Below are 19,220 nucleotides of genomic sequence, written 5' to 3'. Positions count from 1 at the left end.
CAACGTCGGAGAGATTTCAGCGTTCGGGACATCGAGCCCCGAATGCCGAGACCCACCCGTGTAACGAGTCACGTGCCTCGTGACACCCCCTCCCTTGCAGGGAGGAGAAGTCCTACGCCGCCTTCTCTGGCGCCAGATAGCCGATCAGCCGTCCCAGCGTCTCGGGCAACTCTTTCCGGTGGACCACCATGTCGATCATCCCGTGGTCGAGCAGATATTCGGCGCGCTGAAAGCCTTCGGGCAGTTTTTCGCGGATTGTGTTCTCGATCACCCGCTGGCCGGCAAAGCCGATCAGCGCCTTGGGTTCGCTGATCTGGACATCGCCGAGCATCGCATAGCTGGCGGTGACGCCGCCCGTCGTGGGATCGGTGAGCAGCACGATATAGGGCAGGCCGGCGCGGCGCAGGCGCGCAAGCGCCACCGTGGCGCGCGGCATCTGCATCAGCGACAGCGTTCCTTCCTGCATCCGCGCGCCGCCCGCCGCGGTGATCGCGATATAGGGGCAGCCGCGCCGGATCGCCTGTTCGACCCCGGCGACAAAGGCTTCGCCGACCGCGACCCCCATCGACCCGCCCATGAAGGCGAAATCCTGAACGCCGACCACCGCCGGCTGGCCCGCGATGCGGCCGAACGCGTTCTGATACGCGTCGCGGTCGCCGGTCTGCGCGCGCGCGGCCTTGATGCGATCGACATATTTCTTGGTGTCGCGGAATTTCAGCGGGTCTTCGGGCGCGGCGGGCGCCGCGATCATCTCGTGCTGGCCGCCGTCGAACAGCTGCGCGAAGCGTTCCTTGGCGCCGATGCGATCGTGATGGTCGCAGCGCGGGCAGACGTTGAGATTGTCCTCCCATTCCTTGACGAACACCATCTGCTGGCACTGGCGGCATTTGTGCCACAGGTTGTCGGCGGTATCGCGCTTCGCGGTGAAGGGCAGGGCGTTGCGGACGCGGTCGAGCCAGCTCATGCGGCGATCTCCTTTGCGCCGTGGATAGCAGCGGCGAGGCTGCGGGTGAAGGTTTCGATGTGGCGCGGCGCGTCGGCACCATGCTGCGCGACGAGTTCGACCAGCGCCGAGCCGACGACGACGCCATCGGCGACGCTGGCGATCTGTGCGGCCTGTTCGGGGGTGCGGACGCCGAAGCCGACCGCGATCGGCAGCTCGGTCTGGGTGCGAAGGCGGGCGACAGCTTCTTCGATGCTCGCCTGCGCCGCCTGTTGCAGCCCGGTGATCCCGGCGACGCTGACGTAATAGAGGAACCCGCCCGCGCCATCGAGCACCGCGGGCAGGCGCGCCGCGTCGGTGGTTGGGGTGGCGAGGCGGATCTGGTCAACCCCGGCGGCGCGCAGCGCAGGGCCAAGGCTGTCGTCTTCCTCGAACGGAATATCGACGCAGATGATGCCGTCGACGCCCGCATCCTGGCACGCGGCGGCGAACCAGTCGGCGCCGCGAACGGTCATCGGGTTGGCGTAGCCCATCAACACCAGCGGGACGTCGGGGTGGCGGGCGCGAAAGCCCTTGGCGATGCCGAGGATGTCGGCGGTTGTCGTTCCAGCGGCAAAGCTGCGCAGGTTCGCGGCCTGGATCGCCGGGCCATCGGCCATCGGATCGGTGAACGGCATGCCGAGTTCGATGACGTCGGCTCCCCCCGCGACCAATGCGTCGAGGATCGCGGCGGTGTCGCCGTCCCCCGCGGTGACGAAGGTGACGAGCGCGGCGTGGGGTTTGGCGAAGGCGGCGGCGAAACGGGTCATATCTGCGTTCCCAGCGCCTCGGCGACGGTGAAGATATCCTTGTCGCCGCGGCCGCACAGATTGGCGACGATAATCGCGTCGCGGTCCATCTCGCGCGCCACCTTGGTCACCGCGGCGATCGCGTGCGACGGTTCGAGCGCGGGGATGATGCCTTCGGTGCGGCAGAGCAATTGGAAGGCGTCGAGCGCTTCGGTGTCGGTGGCGCTGGTGTATTCGACGCGGCCGATGTCGCGCAGCCAGGCGTGTTCGGGGCCGATGCCGGGGTAATCGAGCCCGGCGCTGATCGAATGCGCCTCGTCGATCTGGCCGTCTTCGTCCTGGAGCAGATAGGTGCGGTTACCGTGGAGGATGCCGGGGGCGCCGCCCGCGAGGCTGGCGGCATGTTCCTTGTCGAGGCCGTGGCCGGCGGCTTCGACGCCGAGCATCCGAACCGACGGGTCATCAAGAAAGGGATGGAACAGCCCGATCGCGTTCGATCCACCGCCGATTGCAGCGACGAGCAGGTCGGGCAGACGCCCGGTGCGTTCGAGCAATTGCGCGCGCGCTTCCTTGCCGATCACGCTCTGAAATTCGCGGACGAGTTCGGGATAGGGGTGCGGCCCGGCGGCGGTGCCGATGATGTAGAAAGTGTCGTGGACGTTGGCGACCCAGTCGCGTAGCGCCTCGTTCATCGCGTCCTTCAGCGTCCGCGCCCCGCTTTCGACCCCGATCACCTGCGCGCCGAGCAATTTCATGCGGAACACGTTCGGTTGCTGCCGCTCCATGTCGCGCGCGCCCATATAGATCACGCACGGCAGGCCGAAACGCGCGCAGACGGTCGCGGTCGCAACGCCATGCTGGCCAGCGCCGGTCTCGGCGATGATCCGCGTCTTGCCCATGCGACGCGCGAGCAGGATCTGGCCGATGCAATTGTTGATCTTGTGCGCGCCGGTGTGGTTGAGTTCGTCGCGCTTGAACCAGATTTGCGCGCCCTTGCCCGCGGGGGCGTCCTTGCGCAGTTCTTCGGTCAGACGCTCGGCATAGTAGAGCGGGCTGGGGCGGCCGACATAATGGGTCAGCAGGTCGTCGAACTCGGCGGAGAAGGCGGGGTCGCTCTGTGCGGCGCGATATTCGCGTTCGAGGTCGAGGACGAGCGGCATCAGCGTTTCGGCGACGAAACGGCCGCCGAAGATGCCGAAATGACCGCGCGAGTCGGGTTGTTGGCGCAGGCTATTCGCCTGCGAGGGGGGCTGACTGCTAACGCTGTTGGGCTGGGTGCTCATGACCGCGCCGCTTTAAGGAAAGCGGCGATCTTGTCCACATCCTTCACGCCCGGCGCGCTTTCGACCCCCGACGACACGTCGACGAGCGGCGCCCCGGTGGCAGCGAGCGCTTCGCCGACATTGGCCGGGGTCAGCCCGCCCGCCAGCCCCCACTCCATGCTGTGCCGGTGGCCGGTCAGCAGCGACCAGTCGAACCGCGTCCCGGTGCCGCCGGGCAGCGCTTGCGCCGGAGCGTCGAACAGCAGCCGATCGATGACACCACGATATTGCTGGCTGCGCTCAAGCGTGCCGGCGTCTTTCAGCCCAACCGCCTTCCAGGCCTCGACGGGCACCGTCTGTTTGACCTTGGCGATCCATTCGGGGGTTTCGGTGCCGTGAAACTGGATGATGTCGGGCTGCACCGCGCTATAGGCAGCGCCGAGCAGTTGCGGCGAGGCGTTGACGAGCAGCAGCGCCACCTTGACCCGCGAACCGGCCTGCTGGCGCAGCGCGGCGGCGGTCGCCAGATCGACGTGGCGCGGGCTGGGCGCATAATGGACCAGGCCGATATGCGTCGCACCAAAGCGGATCGCCGCGTCGAGCGTGTCGACCGTCGACAGGCCGCAGATTTTGACGAGTGGGGACATCGATGGCCTAACGCGCCGCGTCCTGGTTCTGGATGATCCGGATCAGGCTGCCGTCCAGATCGACAAGATAGGCGATGTTCAGCCCCGATGCCTCGACCTTCGGCTGATGCAGCCGCGGATAGCCCTGACGCGCGACCGGCACCCCGGCGTCGCCAACCTGCGCGACAAAGGCTGCCAGATCGTCGAGCCGCAAACAGCAACCAAACGAACTTTGGGTGGGATCGAGATCGTCGTAGCGGAAAAATTCCAGCGTCGCGCCGCCGCGGCGCAGGATCATCCAGCCGTCGTCGCGCCATCCGCATTCGAAGCCCAGCCGCGCATAAAATTCGGCGGTCGCGTCATAGTTTCGCGATGGCAGATTCGGGGTCGCATGATCGGCCATGACGGGTCAGAGCGTCGCTTCGATTTCGCGCGCGGCGAGATCGGGGTCCGGCGACTGGCTGATCGGGCGACCGACGACCAGAATCGACGCGCCGTCGCCCATCGCCTGCGCCGGGGTGACGATGCGTTTCTGGTCGCCGGCATTGCCGTTCGCGGGGCGCACCCCCGGCACGACGTAGAAGCCGCCGGGCCACGCCTTGCGCGCCGCCTTCACTTCCTGTCCCGAACAGACGATGCCGTCGACGCCCGACTCGCGGGCCAGCGCCGCGAGGCGCACGACCTGATCGTGCGGCGTCCCGCCGACGCCGATATCGTCGAGGTCGGGGCCGTCGAGGCTTGTGAGCACGGTCACCGCGATCACCTTGGTATTTAGCCCTGCCGCCGCCTTCGCCTCTTCCAGCATGGCGCGGCCGCCGGCGGCGTGGACGGTCAGGATCGCGGGTTCGAGCGGACGCAGCGCCTGGATCGCCTTGGCCACGGTGTTCGGGATGTCGTGGAGTTTCAGGTCGAGGAAGATCGGCAGCCCGAGCTTCGCCATTTCGTGGACGCCGTGATGGCCGTTGGCGCAAAAGAATTCGAGCCCGAGCTTCAGCCCGCCGACGTGGTGCCGCACCTTTTGCGCCAGCGTCAGCGCGGCGTCGAGGTGGGTGGTGTCGATGGCGAGATAAAGCGGCGAGCTCATGGTGTCTCCAGCGGTGAGGGCGGGATGTCGTTGACGGGGACGGTCGCGGGCACCGGTTCGGCGGGGCGGTTCGCCATCGCACGCAGGTCGGCGAGCTGGCGCTCGCTGGCGTCGAGGCGGCGCTTCATCGTCCAGCGTCCGGTGCGCAGCGCGACCCACATCGGCACGCTGCCGATCAGGAACGAGGCGAGGATCAGCACCGGCAATTTGGTGTCGAGCACCTGGCCCGGCCAGATCGTGACGGTGACCGGACTCCAGTTCGCCATCGCGAACACAACGAGGATGACGGTCAGCAAAACCCAGATGATGGTGCGCAGGATTCCCACTTTATATTGCTCCTCGGATCGGTCGATGCCGTTTCTAAGCCAGTTCCGCCCGCGTTTCCAGTCCGGCGCTAGGCGGCGCCGAACACCCTCGCAAAGATCGTGTCGACATGCTTCATATGATAGCCGAGGTCGAAAAGTTCCGTCAGCCGGTCGGCCGGCAGCTTTTCGGTGACGTCTGCGTCGGCTTTCAGCAGATCGAGCAGCGAGAGCTGGCCGTCGCTTTCCCACACGCGCATCGCGTTGCGCTGGACCAGCGCATAGCTGTCCTCGCGGCTGGCGCCCGCTTGCGTCAGCGCCAGCAGGACGCGCTGCGAATGGACGAGACCGCCCATGCGATCGAGATTCTTCTGCATGCGGTCGGGATAGACCAGCAGCTTGTCGATCACCCCGGTCAGGCGGCCGAGCGCGAAGTCGAGGGTGATCGTCGCGTCGGGGCCGACGAAGCGTTCGACCGACGAATGGCTGATGTCGCGTTCGTGCCACAGCGCGACATTTTCCAGCGCCGGAACGACCGCGCTGCGCACCATGCGCGCGAGGCCGGTGAGGTTTTCGGTGAGGATCGGGTTGCGCTTGTGCGGCATCGCCGACGAGCCCTTTTGGCCCGGCGAGAAATATTCCTCGGCTTCCAGCACTTCGGTGCGCTGCAGATGGCGCACTTCGGTGGCGAGGCGTTCGATCGATCCGGCGATGACGCCGAGGGTCGCAAAGAACATCGCATGGCGGTCGCGCGGGATGACCTGCGTCGAGACGGGTTCGACCGACAGGCCGAGCTTGGCGGCGACATGCGCCTCGACCCGCGGGTCGATGTTGGCGAATGTGCCCACCGCGCCCGAAATCGCGCAGGTCGCGATGTCGGCGCGCGCCGCGATCAGCCGCGTCTTGCAGCGATCGAACTCGGCATAGGCCTGGGCCAGCTTCAGTCCGAAGGTGACGGGTTCGGCGTGGATGCCGTGGCTGCGCCCGATCGTCGGGGTCAGCTTGTGTTCGAAGGCGCGGCGCTTGATCGCCGCGAGCAGCGCATCGAGATCGGCAAGCAGCAGGTCGGCAGCCTCGCTCAGCTGCACCGCCAGACAGGTGTCGAGCACGTCGCTCGACGTCATCCCCTGATGCATGAAACGTGCTTCGTCGCCGACATTTTCGGCGACCCACGTCAGGAACGCGATGACGTCGTGTTTGGTAACCGCTTCGATGGCGTCGATCGCGGGCACGTCGATGACCGGGTTCGTCGCCCACCAGTCCCACAAGGCCTTGGCGGCCGACGGAGGGACGACGCCGAGCTCCGCGAGGGCGTCGGTGGCGTGCGCTTCGATCTCGAACCAGATGCGAAAACGATTCTCCGCCGACCAGATGGCGGTCATATCCGGCCGTGCGTAACGCGGAACCATTGAATTTCCTTCCGTTTAGGGCGCTCCATCGCAGGAATCGGACGAAATCGCGATGGGGCGCCCCGTAGCAGGGGCGGGACGTTTCGCCAATGCGCGGGATTCGGCAACTCCCCGCAAACCCGGCGGGTTAGCCCTATGCCCCATCAGAAAAGCGGCGGAGCGCGTACCCGCAGTTCCTGCCGCGACTAAGGAGAAAAACAGTGATCAAACAAATGCTTATGATCGGCGCCGCCGCGATGAGCTTTCCCGCGATGGCCCAGATGGCCGAGCCGCCGGTCGAGAACCCCGCCCCGCCGAGCCCGACCGAACCGGCTCCGGTCGAGCCTGCTGAACCGACCCCGCCGCAGCCGGTCGAACCCGCTCCCGCGCCGGACAGCACCATGCCGGACGACACGACGACCACCGACGATGTGACGCCGGCGGACCCCGACGAGGCGACCGATGAAGGTGCCACCGACGAGAACGCCGATGAAACCGCGCCGGATGCGCCGACCCCTGAAACCGAGCCCGATCCGGCTCCGCAGACCGCATAAGATAACAGGAGAAATTTCATGTTGAAGCAGATCCTTTTGATCGGCGCCGCCGCGATCAGTTTCCCGGCGCTCGCCCAGACCACCCCGCCGGCGGGCGACGACCCGATGGCGCCTCCGACCCAGTCGGAACCGGCCCCGGCGCCCGCCGAACCGGCCCCGATGCCCGATGCGACGACGCCGCCGCCCGCGACCGAGCCGGCTCCCGCGCCGACGCCGGCTCCGGGATCGACGCCGCCCGCGACGAGCACGCCGCCCAGCGCCGCTGCGCAGCCGGCTCCGTCGGGAACCGCCGCGACCCCGGCGCAGGTCGCCCAGATCGTCGATCAGGAATTTCCGACTTATGACGCCGATACCAGCGGCGAACTCAACGAAGCCGAGTTCGGCACGTGGATGAAAAAGCTGCGCGCCGCCACCGACCCCAGCACCGATCCCGAATCGGAAGGCGTGAAAAGCTGGATAGGTCAGGCTTATGCCGCCGCCGACGCCGACAAGTCGGGCGGGGTCAGCAAGACCGAACTGACCGGGTTCCTGTCGCGCGGCGCGTAAGCGCTAACGACGGACCAAGACAGCCGCCGGAGCGATCCGGCGGCTGTTTTTTTCGCGGTTGAAGGCTCTAGATCAGCCCCATTGCGCGGAAACTGCGATAGTCGCCGCCTCCGATGATGATATGATCGTGGAGCGCAATGCCGAGCTTGCCTGCCGCCAGGGCAATGTCGCGGGTGATCGCGATATCCTGGCGGCTGGGTTCGGGATTGCCGCTCGGGTGGTTGTGAACGAGGATCAGCGCCGACGCGCCGAGTTCGAGCGCCCGCTTGACGATTTCGCGAACATAGATTGCCGATTGGTCGATCGACCCTTCGCTCGCCACCTCGTCGCGGATCAGCATGTTGCGCGAATTGAGATAGAGGACGCGCACCCGCTCGACGTCGATCGGCCCCATGTCGGCGCGCAGCCAGTCGAGCAGCGCGTCCCAGCTGGCGAGGATCGGCTTGTCGCGAAATTCGCCGCTGAGCAGGCGCAGGCTGGACGCCTGCACGATTTTCAGCGCCGCGATCGCGGCGTCGCCGAGACCGTCGATGCGCCGCAATGCTGCCGGATCGGCGCTGATCAGTTGCGCGAGCGAGCCGAATTCGCGCAGCAGCGCCTTGGCCAGCGGTTTGGTGTCGCGGCGCGGAATGGCGAGCGCGAGCAGATATTCGACCAATTCGTAATCGGCCAGCCCCTCGGCATCGTGGAGCAGCCGCGCCCGCAGGCGCGCGCGGTGGCCGATATGGTCTGGCGTCGCATCATCCCCCATTTGCCGAGGCATAACCAGCTTGTGAGGCGCACTCAACGGCCATAAGGTTCGGGGCCTATGGCAACGTCCTTTTATTGCAGCCAATTGCGCCATTTTGGCGTTATCGGATGACGAACGATCGTCGCGCCGGGCGCATGAGGACCGAATATGAGCGTCATCACCGCCCGCGAGCGCACCGATGAGTGACCAAGCGCCCCAGCCGCCTCCCTCCAAACGGCGCCTCCGCACCATCTTGTTCAAGAAGCGCTGGATGACCGCAGCCGCGGTCGCCGCGCTCGCGACTGCAGCGTGGCTTGCCCGCGAGCCGATCGCCGACAGCTTCATCCGCGATCAGCTCGATAGCCGCGGCATCGCGGCGCGCTACACGATCGACGCGATCGGCTTTCGAACCGAGAGCCTGTCGAACGTCGTGATCGGCGACCCGGCGCGCCCCGACCTGATCGCACAAACGGTGGTCGTTTCGCTCGGTTACGGTTGGTCGGGCCCCTATGTGTCGGAGATCCGCGCCGACGGAGTGCGGCTTTACGGCGGGTTTGCGGATGGTCGGCTGTCGTTCGGGGCGCTCGACCGGTTTCGCGACCCGACCAGCACCGACCCGTTCGCCTTGCCCGACCTGGCCGTCGTCCTGAACGACGCGCGGGCGCGCGTCGCGACGCCGTGGGGCGACATTGGCGCGGCGCTGAACGGCCGCGGCAACCTGCGCCGCGATTTTGCCGGCAAGCTCGCGCTCGTCGCCCCGCGGGTCGCGGCCGCCGGGTGCACCAGCGACGCCGTCAGCTTTTACGGGACCCTGACGGTGCGCGACGTCCGCCCGCGGCTGGTCGGTCCGCTGCGCGGTCGGAGTCTCGTTTGCGCCGATGGCGGGGTGACCGCGGCGACCCCGCAGGTCGCGCTCGACCTGTCGCTGTCCGAGGATCTGCAGAGCTGGAAGGGCCGCGCCGATGCCGCCATCGCGCGGCTGACTGCGGGCGATGCGGCGGCGGACCGGCTGGGCGTGCGGGTGCGCTTCGACGGGACGGCGGCGCGCACGACGATTGCGCTCGATGCCGAAATGGCGCGGCTGCGCAGCGGCGAATTCGCGGCGGAGACGGTCACCGTCGAAGCCGAGGGCGCCGTTGGCGAAATGGAGCCGCAGCTTGCCGGCAGCATCGGCTTCGCCCGTGCGAGCGCCGGCGCAGGTCTGCGCCGCTCGATAACGGCAAGCGCGGCGGGGCTGGCGGGAACCCCGATCGGACCGCTGGCGACCAAGGCGACCGCCGCTGTGGCGCGGATGCTGGCCGACACCGGCGGCACCGCCGACTTCGCGCTGGCCGGCGAAGGGACGAGCGCGCGGATCGACCTGATCGCGCCCGAACTGGCGAGCGCCAGCGGCGCGCGCTTCACCGGCAGCGCTGACAGCCGCATTTCTTATATTTTTGGGGCCGCGACCCCGGCGGTGATCGCCGCGGGGCGGTGGCGGTTCGGCGGCGGGGAGCTGCCCGAAGGAACGCTGGACCTCGACCGGCGCGCCGACGGTGCGGTGAGCGGGACCGCGCGGATCGAACCCTATGGCGCCGGGAATGCGCGGCTGGCGCTGGCGCCAGTGCGCTTTGCGGGTGAGCCGAACGGCCTGTTGCGGTTCGCGACGCGCGCCGAGCTGTCGGGGCCGCTCGCCGGCGGGCGCGTCGAAGGACTGGCCGTGCCGCTGCGCGGCGCCGTGGCCCCGACCGGAGCGATTGCGCTCGACGGCGGATGCAGCCGGGTGACCGCGCGCAGCATCGCGGTAGCCGGCTTTCGCCTCGCGCCGAGCGCGATCGACTTGTGCAGTCGTCCGGGCGCGCCCTTGCTCAGCGCCGGGAAGAACGGCGTCCTAGGCGCGATCCGTATCCCCGGCATCCGCCTGCGCGGCACCAGCGGCGAATCACCGCTCGCGGTCGACAGCGGTCCGGCGACGATCGATCTGGCGACGATGCGCTGGGCGCTGGCGGGCGCCGACGTGCGGCTGGGCGACGGCGAGAGCGTCACGCGCTTCGCGGCCGAGCGGATCACCGGGCGCGCCGCAGCAGGCGGCCTGGCGGGCGAGCTTGCTGGCGCGAGCGGCAAGATCGGCGTGGTGCCGCTCAACATGAGCGACATTGCCGGCCGCTGGCAGTGGGCCGGCGGCGCGCTGACGCTCGATGGCGGGCTGGTGCTGACCGACGCCGCGCCCGACGCGCGCTTTGTCCCGCTGGTCAGCAACGATGCGCGCCTGCGTTTTGCCGACGGCGCGATCGAGGCGACCGCCGGCTTCGCCGAGCAAAAGACCGGCACGAAGATATTCGACACCGCGATCCGCCACCGGCTGGACAGCGGCACCGGCTCGGCGGACCTGACGGTCCGCGAACTGCGCTTCGGCGAGGGGTTCCAGCCCGACCAGCTCACCCGCCTCGCGCTGGGTGTCGTCGCCAATGTGGAGGGTTCGGTGGTCGGCGACGGACGCATCGACTGGACCCCCGCCGGGGTCACGAGCCGCGGCACCTTTGCCACCGCCAACACCAGCCTCGCCGCCGCTTTCGGTCCGGTCCGGGGGTTGACGACGACGCTGACCTTCGACGATCTGATCGGGCTGAAATCGGCACCGGGGCAGATCGCGCGGATCGCCGAGATCAATCCGGGCATTCCCGTGCTCGACGGCGAGATCGAATATCGGTTGCTCGGCGACAATCGGGTGCGCGTCGAGGGCGGCAGCTGGCCGTTTGCCGGCGGACAATTGCTGCTTCATCCCACGACGCTGGATTTCAACGCCGAACAGGCACGGCGATTGTCGTTCGACCTGGTCGGGGTCGATGCCGCGGTCTTCCTGCAAAGTTTCGGCTTCGACAATATCAACGCCACCGGCGTCTTCGACGGCACGCTGCCGGTCGAATTCGATCAGATGGGTGGCCGCATCGTCGATGGGCGGATCGATTCGCGCGCCGGCGGCGGCACGCTCGCCTATGTCGGTGAACTGTCGAACCGCAATCTGGGCGCGATCGCCAATTTTGCCTTTGGCGCGCTGCGCAGCCTGAAATATGACGATCTGACGGTCATTTTGAACGGGGATCTGGATGGTGAGATGGTGACCGATATCCGCTTTGGCGGGGTGGGGCAGGGTGAGGGCGCAACGCGCAATTTCCTGACCAACCAGGTCGCGAAGCTGCCGTTCGTGTTCAACGTCAAGATTCGCGCGCCATTTCGCCAGTTGCTGACCTCGGCGAAGGGGTTTTACGATCCGTCGCTGTTGATCGAACAAAATCTGCCCGCGCTGTTGCGCGCGCAGGAGGAAGCCGAAGCCGCGGCGGCGCCCACTGCCCCCGTTCAGCCCCCAGAAAGCGAGCCTGTGCAATGAAGATGACCAAGACCGGAGCAAGGAGGCAGGCCATCGGTGGGCAGCGTCTGGCAATGATCGCGGCGATGACGGCCCTGGCCGGCTGCGTCCAGATCGAAACGCCCGACAAGCCGATCGAGATCAATCTGAACATCAACATCCGGCAGGAAGTGGTGTACAGGCTGGATGGCGATGCCAAGAAGCTCATCGAGCAGAATAGCGAGATATTCTGATGACAGGGAATGACATGATGCGTTTTAAGATGTGGAAACCGACCGGACTGGCGCTTGCCGCAATCGCTGCGACGGCGGCGGTCGCCCTCGCGGTTCCGTCGGCGATGGCGCAGCGCGATCCGGCCTATGCCGCCGCGCGCGCCGCCGGCCAGATTGGCGAGCAGACCGACGGTTATCTGGGCTTTGCAACGGCGCCGACCCCGGCGATCCGGGCGCTCGTCCAGGATCTGAACATCAAACGGAAAGCGGCTTACACCGAACGCGCCCAGGCGACGGGCAGCACCGTCGAGCAATTCGCCTTCACCAGCGGTTGCAACCTGATCGCCAACACCAAGGCGGGCGAGAAATATCAGGCGCCCGACGGGCGCTGGCTGACCCGCGACGGCAGCGCGCCGGTGCGCGACAGCCGCTGCCCGTGACGTAATTCCCTTTTTACAAGGACCTGCGGGTCCTGCAATGCCGCCGCGCCCCTAAACGCGGCGGCATTTTTGCGTGCGGGCGCGGCACGACGATGGCGCGGCGGCGCGCGGGCATTGACTTAATTGGGCGGCATTCCTAAACGGGCCGCGCCTTAGGGGTCCCCCGAATTTTCGGGCCTTTTTTCGCAGGCGGAATCGGGGCTTTCCGGTTCTGTTTCAGGAGGATGGCGGGAAATGACGGGGAACGGCAGCGATCCGGAAGCAGCTTCGGAGGATTCGCGCCTGGTCTCGCTCACCGAGCGATTGGACCGGGCCGAAGCCGCAGAAGCGAAACGGACCGCTGTGAACGCCGGACCGGAATCCGATGCCAACTACCGGCTCGGCAACCGCGTGTTGGCCGAACTGTTGGGTGGATTGATCGGCGGAGCCTTGTTCGGCTGGCTGATCGACCGCTTCGCGGGGACGTCGCCCTGGGGTTTGTTGGTGATGTTGTTCATGGGCATAATCGTGGCCTTTCGGAACATCATTCGCCTGTCCAAGACGCCTCGCAACTAGCGGGACGCAAAACGAAATTTCCTGCGAGACGGCGAACCCGCCGCCTCGCCAGAAGCGTGGAGTGAGTAGTGGCGGCGGAATCCGGCAAGATCGACCCGATGCACCAGTTCGAGGTGACCCCGCTCGGCGGCGGTTTCAATCTCGGCGGGCACGAGGTCCTGTTCACCAACAGCGCGCTGTGGATGGTGGTCGCGGCGATTACGCTCGGCCTTTTCATGTGGGGCGGGATGCGCCGCCAGCTGGTGCCCGGTCGCTGGCAGGCCGCGGTCGAAGGCTTCGCCGGCTTCATTTCGAACATGATGATGGCGAATATCGGCAGCGAAGGCCGCAAATATACGCCCTACGTCTTCTCGCTGTTCATGTTCATCCTGTTCTGCAACCTGCTCGGCATGTTGCCGCTGGGCGTGCTGGGGCTGCATCCCTTCACCGTGACCAGCCATATCGCGATCACGGGCGTGCTCGCGCTGATCAGCTTTGCGATCGTTCTGGTCGTCGGGTTCTGGCGCCACGGCCTGCACTTCTTCTCGCTGTTCGTGCCGCAGGGTACGCCGCTGCCGATGATCCCGATCATCGCGCCGATCGAGTTCGTGTCGTTCATGGTCCGCCCGTTCAGCCTGGGACTGCGGCTGTTCGTCGCGATGACTGCCGGGCACGTGCTGCTGAAAGTGCTGTCGGGCTTCGTGATCAACGGCTTTAACGCCGAAACGCTTTGGCTCGGGTCGATCGTGTCGGTGCTCAGCTTTATCCTGATGATCGGGATCAGCGCGCTCGAACTGCTGGTCGCCGGCATCCAGGCCTATGTTTTCGCCCTGTTGACCTCGCTGTACATCAACGACGCGGTCAACCTTCACTAAGTTACGTTTAATTTCAAACGATTACACCAAGGAGTAGTTACAATGGACGCAGAAGCAGCAAAGCTGATCGGTGCCGGTCTGGCAGCCATCGGTGCCGGCATGGCCGCCATCGGCGTGGGCAACGTGTTCGGCAGCTTCCTCGAAAGCGCGCTGCGCAACCCGGCGGCCGCCGACGGCCAGCAGGGTCGCCTGTTCATCGGCTTCGCCGCTGCCGAACTTCTCGGCCTGCTGGCGTTCGTCGTTGCGATGATCCTGCTGTTCGTCGTCTGATTGGACGATGGTCTGCGAAGCCGGTCCCGACGGGCCCGGCTTCGTGGCAGGTTTTTCAGTAAGTTAAGGTTCGCCTTTCATGCCTCAAATAGCCCAGCTTACCGCTGACAACTGGTATCTTGCCTCGCAGCTGTTCTGGCTGCTGGTCGTCTTCGCCGGGATTTATCTGGTGATCGGTCGCGGCATGTTGCCGAAGATCGAAGCGACGGTGGACGCCCGCGACCGCAAGGTGGCGGACGATCTGGCGGCGGCGAAGGCGGCGCACGCCGCAGCGGACAATCTGGAAGAAAGCTATCGCCAGCAGAGCGACGCCAGCCGCGTCGCCGCGCAGAAGGCGGTGGCCGACGCCAAGGACAAGGCCGCGAAAGACGCTGAAAAGCGTCTGGCGAAGGTCGATGCCGAACTGGGCGACAAGCTGGCAGCGGCGGAAGCCGACGTCACGGCAGCGCGCACCTCGGCGATGGCGGAAATCGAATCGGTTGCGGCCGAGGCCGCGAGCGATCTGGTGGCGAAGCTGTCGGGGATCAAGGTCGGGGCGGCGGACGCCAAAGCGGCGGTAAAGGCGGTGCTTCATGGCTAATTTCACCCTGATCCTTGCCGAAGGCGCGGTCGAGCCGACGGCTTTCGGGCTGGATGCCACCGTCTGGGTGTCGATCGCGATGCTGGCGTTCCTCGGCATCCTCGTCTGGAAGGGCGTGCCGGCGATGATCGCGGGCATGCTTGACAAACGCATTGCCGAGATTTCGAAGCAGCTGAACGAGGCCGAGCAGCTGCGCCTCGATGCCGAATCGCTGAAGGCGGAATATGAGGCCAAGCTGGCCGACGCGGCGAAGGAAGCCGACGAGATGCGGGCGCGCGCCGATGCCGAGGCCGAGGCGCTGGTTGCCAAGGCGAAAGCCGACGCGACGGCGCTGATCGGTCGCCGCAAGCAGATGGCCGAAGACCGCATCGCGGCGGCCGAAGCCACCGCGCTGACCGAAGTGCGCGCGGCGGCGGCCAAGGCTGCCACCGAAGCCGCGGCGATGCTGATCGCCGACAAGCATGACGCCGGGGCCGACAAGGCGCTTGTCGATAAGGCCATCGCGGCGGTCGCCAAAGGCTGATTTCATAACATTGCGGCACACAAGGCGCCCGCGGATTTCCGCGGGCGTTTTGCTGTGCGCGGTGCCGGGCAGACCGACGCGCGTCGCTAATAGGCGACGTCGATCGCGATGCGCAGGGTGCGCGGGCGGAGCGGGGTCAGGAAGCCGGCGCTGCCCTCAACGAACGGGGTGCCGAGCGAAAAGCGGTTGCCGCGCGAATCGAACAGGTTGGTGAGCGTCAGCGAGACGCCGCGACGCGGATTGCCGAGCCGCATCGCGATCCCGGTGTCGATATAATCGCCCTGACCTTCGCCGAGGATCGGGCCGATGCCGAGCCGCGAGGGGCCGACATAATTGACCCAGCTGTTGAGGCGGAAATCCTCGTCGCCGACCGGTGCCACATAATCGACCGCGCCGCGCGCCGCATAGCGCGCCACATTGGGAATCTGGCCGAGCCGCGCGAGCAGAACCGGGAGCTGCGGGGCGGTGCCGTCGGCGCTCGATTGCGCCGCGATGCTGCGCAGTTCGCCCGCGAACAATTCATCGACGCGGCTATGGTTATAGACCCCGCCGAGTTCGACCGACAGCCCCGCCCACGGCCGTATCGCGAGGGCGCCCGAGATGCTGGTGATGCGCCCGTCGCCGATGTTGGCGGTGCTGGGAAAGCCGCTCGAATCGATGAAGTCCGCTTGTATGTCGTGCCAGCGGCTGTGCGACACCGCCAGGCTCGCGTCGAACGGCGTCCGCCCACGCTCGCCGAAGCGCACCCCGGCTTCCCACGTTCGCACCAGGTCGTTGCGGAACCGCCGCACGAAGCTGCTGTCGACCGCGAGCCCGCCGGGGCGGAAGCCCTCCTGATAACGCACGTAGAGCGTCAGGTTACGCAGCGGCGAGGCGAGCAGCGAGGCCGAGGGCAGGAGGTCGGTTTCGGTGCGGTGCGCGGTGATCGCTCGGCCCGCCATCGCGATCGCGAGCGGCACATCCTCGCCCGCGCCGCCGAGCCGCGCGTGCGAGACGCGCACCCCGCCGGCGGCGGTGACCCCGCGGACGATTTCGAGCGTCGCCTCGCCATAGCCGGTGAATTCGGTGATGCGGTTGGTGACCCCGGTCAGCGGCGCTTGCAGAAAAGCGTCGCCATATTCGCGGCTCTGCCGGGTGCGGTTGTCGATGACGCTGGCGCCGACCACCCAGCCGAACCCGTCGTGAAACGGTCGCGACAGGCGCGCTTCGCTGACGAACATTCGAGTCTTGTTATGCTGGTCGAGGATCTGCGGCGGCGCATCGTCGCGGCTGGCGTCGAAGCGTTCGAACAGGCGATGGCTGACGAAGGCGCTCGACGACTGGAAATGCAGCCCGTCCCAGTCTTTCGTGACCACCAGAGTGCCGAGTCCGTAGCGCGCGGTGGCGCGCTGTTCGACCATCGAATTGTGCACCAGCGGCGGCGCGTCGCGGTCGGCATATTGGGCGTCGGCGGAGGTGATCGCCTGGTAAACCCCGCCGACGTCGACGGTCCAGTCGTCGCCGGCGTCGAGGCGAAAGGTGCCGCGTCCGCCGCGGACATGGATGCGGTTGACGTCGTCCTGCCCGAGCATCGGATTGTCGATATAGCCGCCGTCGGTGAGCATGTAGCCGACCAGCCGCAGCGCGTGGCCGTCGTCGCCGACCGGAAGGTTGGCGATCGCCGCGATGTCGCCGCCCGGCTCGCCGTGCTGCGTCACCGAGACGCCGGCAATCGCCTGCAACTCCATATGATCGGGGTTGGGCGCCTTGGGCACGACGCGGATGATGCCGCCGAGCGACCCGGCGCCGTACAGCGTCCCCTGCGGCCCTTCGAGGATCTCGACATTGGCGATGTCGTAGAGCCTCAGGTCGGGATCGGGGGCGTTGTAGCTGAGCCGGATGTCGCCGAGATACTGGCCCACGGTCGATTGGGTCGGACCGGTGAAGCTGGAATCGGCGATGCCGCGGATGAACAGCTTGTTGCGCCCCGAACCCAAATGGGTCGAGGATACGGTCGCCATCCGCGACAGGATCGATTCCATGCCGCGCTCGCCGCCAAACGCCAGATCGCCGCCATCCAGCTGGGTGGCGACGCCGGCGAAGTGCGAAAAGGGCAGGTCGGTCTTGGACGCGGTGACGATAATCTCGTCCTCGGGCCCTGCGACCATATCCCGCGACGGCGCGCGCGCGCGCGGTTGCGGCGCGGCGCTGGGTGCTGCGGCGCGGTGGGCGACGCGCGGCGGCGGCGGGCGGCGCTCGATCCGCCAGCTCGTCGCGCTGACGCGAACCGCGCGCGCGTCGGAGCCGGCGAGCAGCTGTGCGATCGCGTCATCGACGCTCATTCGCCCGCGCACCCGCTTGACGCGTGCGCGCCACAGCTTTGCGTCGCCGACGCTGATGCTGACCCCGGCCTGGCGGCTGAGCACCGGCAGCGCCTGCGACAGGCTGCCGCCGGGGACGTCGAACCGCCGCTCCTCGGCGGCGACCGCGTGGACGGGGAGAGCCAGCACCGCGGCCGCCAGCGCAAAGGGGAGGCGGTTCGCCATCGTCAGCGGGTCAGCAACCAGCCGTCGCCGCGGCGCTCGGCGCGGGTGCCCGACAGCGCCGCGAGATCGGCAATGGTGCGCCCGCGGTCGGCATCGACGATCAGCGCGCCGCGGAACGACACAGTGGCCGCGGCGGGGGCGACGGTCACGTCCATCCCAGCCGTGCGGCGCAGATCCTCCGCGACGGTGCCGAGCGGGGTGCCGTTGTAGACGAGCAACCCGGTGCGCCAGCCGCCGATGCTGGCGACGTCGACATCGCGAACGACCGGCGGACGCGTGTCGCCGTCGCGCGCGTCGATTCCCTGCCCGGCGACGATCCGGACATTGTCGCGGTCGGGATTGAAGGCGACGATCCCCTCCGACACCGCGACCGAGGTTTCACGATTGCGGCGCACGACGTTGAATGCCGTCCCGAGGTCGACGAGTCGCGCGCCACCGGTTTCGACCACGAACGGCGCGTCGTCGCGGTGGACGACGTTGAACATCGCTTCACCGGCTTCGAGCCGGGCGAACCGCGGACGGTCGGGGTCGAGCTCGATCACCGACGCGCCGTTGATCTCGATCTTCGATCCGTCGGCGAGCGCGACGGTGCGCTGCTCGCCGGCGGCGGTTTCGATGCGGTTCGCGTCGGCGAAGAGGTCGAGGCTCGACAGGCCGATTGCGCCGACCAGCGCCGCGGCGATCGCGCCGCCGAACCACGCACGCCGCGACGGGCGGCGCAAGGGCGCGCGCGCCGGGGAAACCGGGATGACAGGGGTCGCGGGCGCCATCGGCGGCAGCGCATCGAGGTCGCGATCGAGGTCGGCGAGCGCGTCGTAGATTGCGGCATGCTCGGAATCTTCGGCGAGCCAGTCGGCGAAACCGTCCCAGTCGGCAAATCCAGGGTCGCGCTGGCGGATCAGCCAGTCGATCGCGCGCGCTTCGGCGGCGTGGCGTGCGTCAGCCTGCATCGAACTGCCTCCGTACCGCGGCGAGCGCCGCATAGACCTTGCGCAGGTCGGCCTCGACCGTGCTGAGGCTGACGCCGATCTCGGCGGCGATCGCACGCTGGCCGATCCCGTCGACGCGGAAGCGGTGAAAGATGCGCGCGGGGCGCTCGCCGGTCGCCGCTATCGCCCGTTCGACGATCGCCAGCTGCTCGCGCGAGATCAGCGTCGTTTCGGCCGAGGGGCCGTCGGCCGCGGCACGTTCCCCCCACGCGTGATCGCGCAGGCCGCGCTGGCGTGCCGAGCGGTAGCGGTCGAGCATCAGGTTGTTGGCGGCGCGCAGCACATAGGGCAGCGGATCGGCGATCGGACCGGTCGGCCGCGTGGTCAGCCGCATCCACAGGTCCTGGAACAGGTCTTCGGCGGCGTCGCCAGCGCCGCGCACCTCCAGAAAGCGCACGATACGGCTCCGGTTGGCGAGCAATACGCCTTCGATGCCTTGTCCGGCGTCGGTTCGGTCGGTCGCCTCGGTCATGAATTGCTTGCTTTGGAACGCCGTCTTTTGCTGATGGGCGCTGCCGCCGTGCACCCCGTCCGTCCCCCCGATGGCGACGTCATATAACGCGCGCGGACGCCGGTGCAACCGCCGCGCACACTGCCCCCTTGCCGCAGGAAGCGACGGTGGAGCGGAAAGGGCGGCGCGTGCGGACATCTTTCTCTTCGTTCAACAAGGGTGCTAGGCAAGGGGGAAGCGAGGGTAGGGAGG

Annotated in this window: 22 protein-coding genes; 10 read left to right on the top strand and 12 right to left on the bottom strand. The window is 67.5% G+C overall.

Features of this window, described 5'->3' with window-relative positions; genetic code table 11:
• Positions 1 to 112: 112 nt before the first annotated feature.
• From accD to purB, 8 genes are all read right to left on the bottom strand, one after another.
• Positions 113 to 964, bottom strand: a complete 852-nt coding sequence (gene accD / locus HEQ22_RS07755) for an acetyl-CoA carboxylase, carboxyltransferase subunit beta (RefSeq protein ID WP_432770611.1) — start codon at positions 962 to 964, stop codon at positions 113 to 115.
• Positions 961 to 1,752, bottom strand: a complete 792-nt coding sequence (gene trpA, locus HEQ22_RS07750; RefSeq protein ID WP_432770610.1) for a tryptophan synthase subunit alpha — start codon at positions 1,750 to 1,752, stop codon at positions 961 to 963. Before trpA ends, accD begins: the two co-directional genes overlap by 4 nt.
• On the bottom strand, positions 1,749 to 3,014 hold the full coding sequence (trpB, locus tag HEQ22_RS07745; RefSeq protein WP_432770609.1) for a tryptophan synthase subunit beta: 1,266 nt from the start codon (positions 3,012 to 3,014) through the stop codon (positions 1,749 to 1,751). Before trpB ends, trpA begins: the two co-directional genes overlap by 4 nt.
• Positions 3,011 to 3,640, bottom strand: coding sequence for a phosphoribosylanthranilate isomerase (locus HEQ22_RS07740; protein ID WP_432770608.1), 630 nt, complete (start codon positions 3,638 to 3,640; stop codon positions 3,011 to 3,013). Before HEQ22_RS07740 ends, trpB begins: the two co-directional genes overlap by 4 nt.
• Positions 3,641 to 3,647: 7 nt before the next feature.
• Positions 3,648 to 4,022: a bleomycin resistance protein gene (locus tag HEQ22_RS07735; RefSeq protein WP_432770607.1), complete on the bottom strand. Its 375-nt coding sequence runs from the start codon at positions 4,020 to 4,022 to the stop codon at positions 3,648 to 3,650.
• Between the two features lie 6 nt (positions 4,023 to 4,028).
• A complete protein-coding gene (pyrF, locus tag HEQ22_RS07730; RefSeq protein ID WP_432770606.1) occupies positions 4,029 to 4,703 on the bottom strand; it encodes an orotidine-5'-phosphate decarboxylase in 675 nt (224 codons plus the stop codon).
• The gene (locus tag HEQ22_RS07725) at positions 4,700 to 5,029 is read right to left on the bottom strand and encodes a lipopolysaccharide assembly protein LapA domain-containing protein (protein ID WP_432770605.1); all 330 of its coding nucleotides are present in this window, start codon (positions 5,027 to 5,029) and stop codon (positions 4,700 to 4,702) included. Before HEQ22_RS07725 ends, pyrF begins: the two co-directional genes overlap by 4 nt.
• A 68-nt stretch (positions 5,030 to 5,097) precedes the next feature.
• The gene (purB, locus tag HEQ22_RS07720) at positions 5,098 to 6,414 is read right to left on the bottom strand and encodes an adenylosuccinate lyase (protein WP_432770604.1); all 1,317 of its coding nucleotides are present in this window, start codon (positions 6,412 to 6,414) and stop codon (positions 5,098 to 5,100) included.
• 200 nt (positions 6,415 to 6,614) lie between these two features.
• Here purB and HEQ22_RS07715 point away from each other — a divergent pair, with 200 nt between their 5' ends.
• Positions 6,615 to 6,947 (top strand): hypothetical protein, encoded by a 333-nt coding sequence (locus tag HEQ22_RS07715; RefSeq protein ID WP_432770603.1) that lies wholly within the window; start codon positions 6,615 to 6,617, stop codon positions 6,945 to 6,947.
• Positions 6,948 to 6,965: 18 nt separating this feature from the next.
• Positions 6,966 to 7,493: a calcium-binding protein gene (locus tag HEQ22_RS07710; RefSeq protein ID WP_432770602.1), complete on the top strand. Its 528-nt coding sequence runs from the start codon at positions 6,966 to 6,968 to the stop codon at positions 7,491 to 7,493.
• 67 nt (positions 7,494 to 7,560) lie between these two features.
• On the opposite strand, the gene radC is transcribed toward HEQ22_RS07710, so the two are convergent.
• On the bottom strand, positions 7,561 to 8,244 hold the full coding sequence (radC, locus tag HEQ22_RS07705; RefSeq protein WP_432770601.1) for a RadC family protein: 684 nt from the start codon (positions 8,242 to 8,244) through the stop codon (positions 7,561 to 7,563).
• 250 nt (positions 8,245 to 8,494) lie between these two features.
• Between radC and HEQ22_RS07700 the strand changes: the two genes are divergently transcribed.
• The 8 genes from HEQ22_RS07700 (at position 8,495) to HEQ22_RS07665 (ending at position 15,003) form a co-directional block, all read left to right on the top strand.
• Complete coding sequence (locus HEQ22_RS07700) at positions 8,495 to 11,590, top strand: intermembrane phospholipid transport protein YdbH family protein (RefSeq protein ID WP_432770600.1); 3,096 nt, start codon at positions 8,495 to 8,497, stop codon at positions 11,588 to 11,590.
• Positions 11,587 to 11,802: a YnbE family lipoprotein gene (locus tag HEQ22_RS07695; RefSeq protein ID WP_432770599.1), complete on the top strand. Its 216-nt coding sequence runs from the start codon at positions 11,587 to 11,589 to the stop codon at positions 11,800 to 11,802. The genes HEQ22_RS07700 and HEQ22_RS07695 overlap by 4 nt, the downstream gene beginning before the upstream one ends.
• A 14-nt stretch (positions 11,803 to 11,816) precedes the next feature.
• On the top strand, positions 11,817 to 12,221 hold the full coding sequence (locus tag HEQ22_RS07690) for a YdbL family protein (RefSeq protein WP_432770598.1): 405 nt from the start codon (positions 11,817 to 11,819) through the stop codon (positions 12,219 to 12,221).
• A gap of 234 nt (positions 12,222 to 12,455) precedes the next feature.
• Positions 12,456 to 12,776 carry an AtpZ/AtpI family protein gene (locus tag HEQ22_RS07685; protein ID WP_432770597.1) on the top strand — a complete coding sequence of 107 codons (321 nt, stop codon included), beginning with the start codon at positions 12,456 to 12,458 and terminating at the stop codon, positions 12,774 to 12,776.
• 68 nt (positions 12,777 to 12,844) lie between these two features.
• A complete protein-coding gene (locus tag HEQ22_RS07680) occupies positions 12,845 to 13,630 on the top strand; it encodes a F0F1 ATP synthase subunit A (protein ID WP_432770596.1) in 786 nt (261 codons plus the stop codon).
• A 42-nt stretch (positions 13,631 to 13,672) separates the two neighbouring features.
• Positions 13,673 to 13,900, top strand: a complete 228-nt coding sequence (locus HEQ22_RS07675) for a F0F1 ATP synthase subunit C (RefSeq protein ID WP_003044110.1) — start codon at positions 13,673 to 13,675, stop codon at positions 13,898 to 13,900.
• 79 nt (positions 13,901 to 13,979) lie between these two features.
• Positions 13,980 to 14,480 (top strand): ATPase, encoded by a 501-nt coding sequence (locus HEQ22_RS07670; protein ID WP_432770595.1) that lies wholly within the window; start codon positions 13,980 to 13,982, stop codon positions 14,478 to 14,480.
• Positions 14,473 to 15,003 (top strand): F0F1 ATP synthase subunit B, encoded by a 531-nt coding sequence (locus HEQ22_RS07665; protein ID WP_432770594.1) that lies wholly within the window; start codon positions 14,473 to 14,475, stop codon positions 15,001 to 15,003. The genes HEQ22_RS07670 and HEQ22_RS07665 overlap by 8 nt, the downstream gene beginning before the upstream one ends.
• Before the next feature lie 86 nt (positions 15,004 to 15,089).
• Here the strand turns inward: HEQ22_RS07665 and HEQ22_RS07660 are convergent, their stop codons facing one another.
• The 3 genes from HEQ22_RS07660 to HEQ22_RS07650 are packed head-to-tail and all read right to left on the bottom strand — an operon-like array spanning position 15,090 to position 18,989.
• Complete coding sequence (locus HEQ22_RS07660; RefSeq protein WP_432770593.1) at positions 15,090 to 17,528, bottom strand: TonB-dependent receptor domain-containing protein; 2,439 nt, start codon at positions 17,526 to 17,528, stop codon at positions 15,090 to 15,092.
• A 2-nt stretch (positions 17,529 to 17,530) separates the two neighbouring features.
• The gene (locus HEQ22_RS07655) at positions 17,531 to 18,478 is read right to left on the bottom strand and encodes a FecR family protein (protein WP_432770592.1); all 948 of its coding nucleotides are present in this window, start codon (positions 18,476 to 18,478) and stop codon (positions 17,531 to 17,533) included.
• Positions 18,468 to 18,989: an RNA polymerase sigma factor gene (locus HEQ22_RS07650; protein ID WP_432770591.1), complete on the bottom strand. Its 522-nt coding sequence runs from the start codon at positions 18,987 to 18,989 to the stop codon at positions 18,468 to 18,470. Before HEQ22_RS07650 ends, HEQ22_RS07655 begins: the two co-directional genes overlap by 11 nt.
• Positions 18,990 to 19,220 lie beyond the last annotated feature (231 nt).

This window comes from Sphingopyxis sp. (genome assembly GCF_050916055.1).
GTDB lineage: Bacteria > Pseudomonadota > Alphaproteobacteria > Sphingomonadales > Sphingomonadaceae > Sphingopyxis.
Note: the sequence above shows the minus strand (reverse complement) of the source record. Positions and strands in the feature narration are given on the sequence as shown.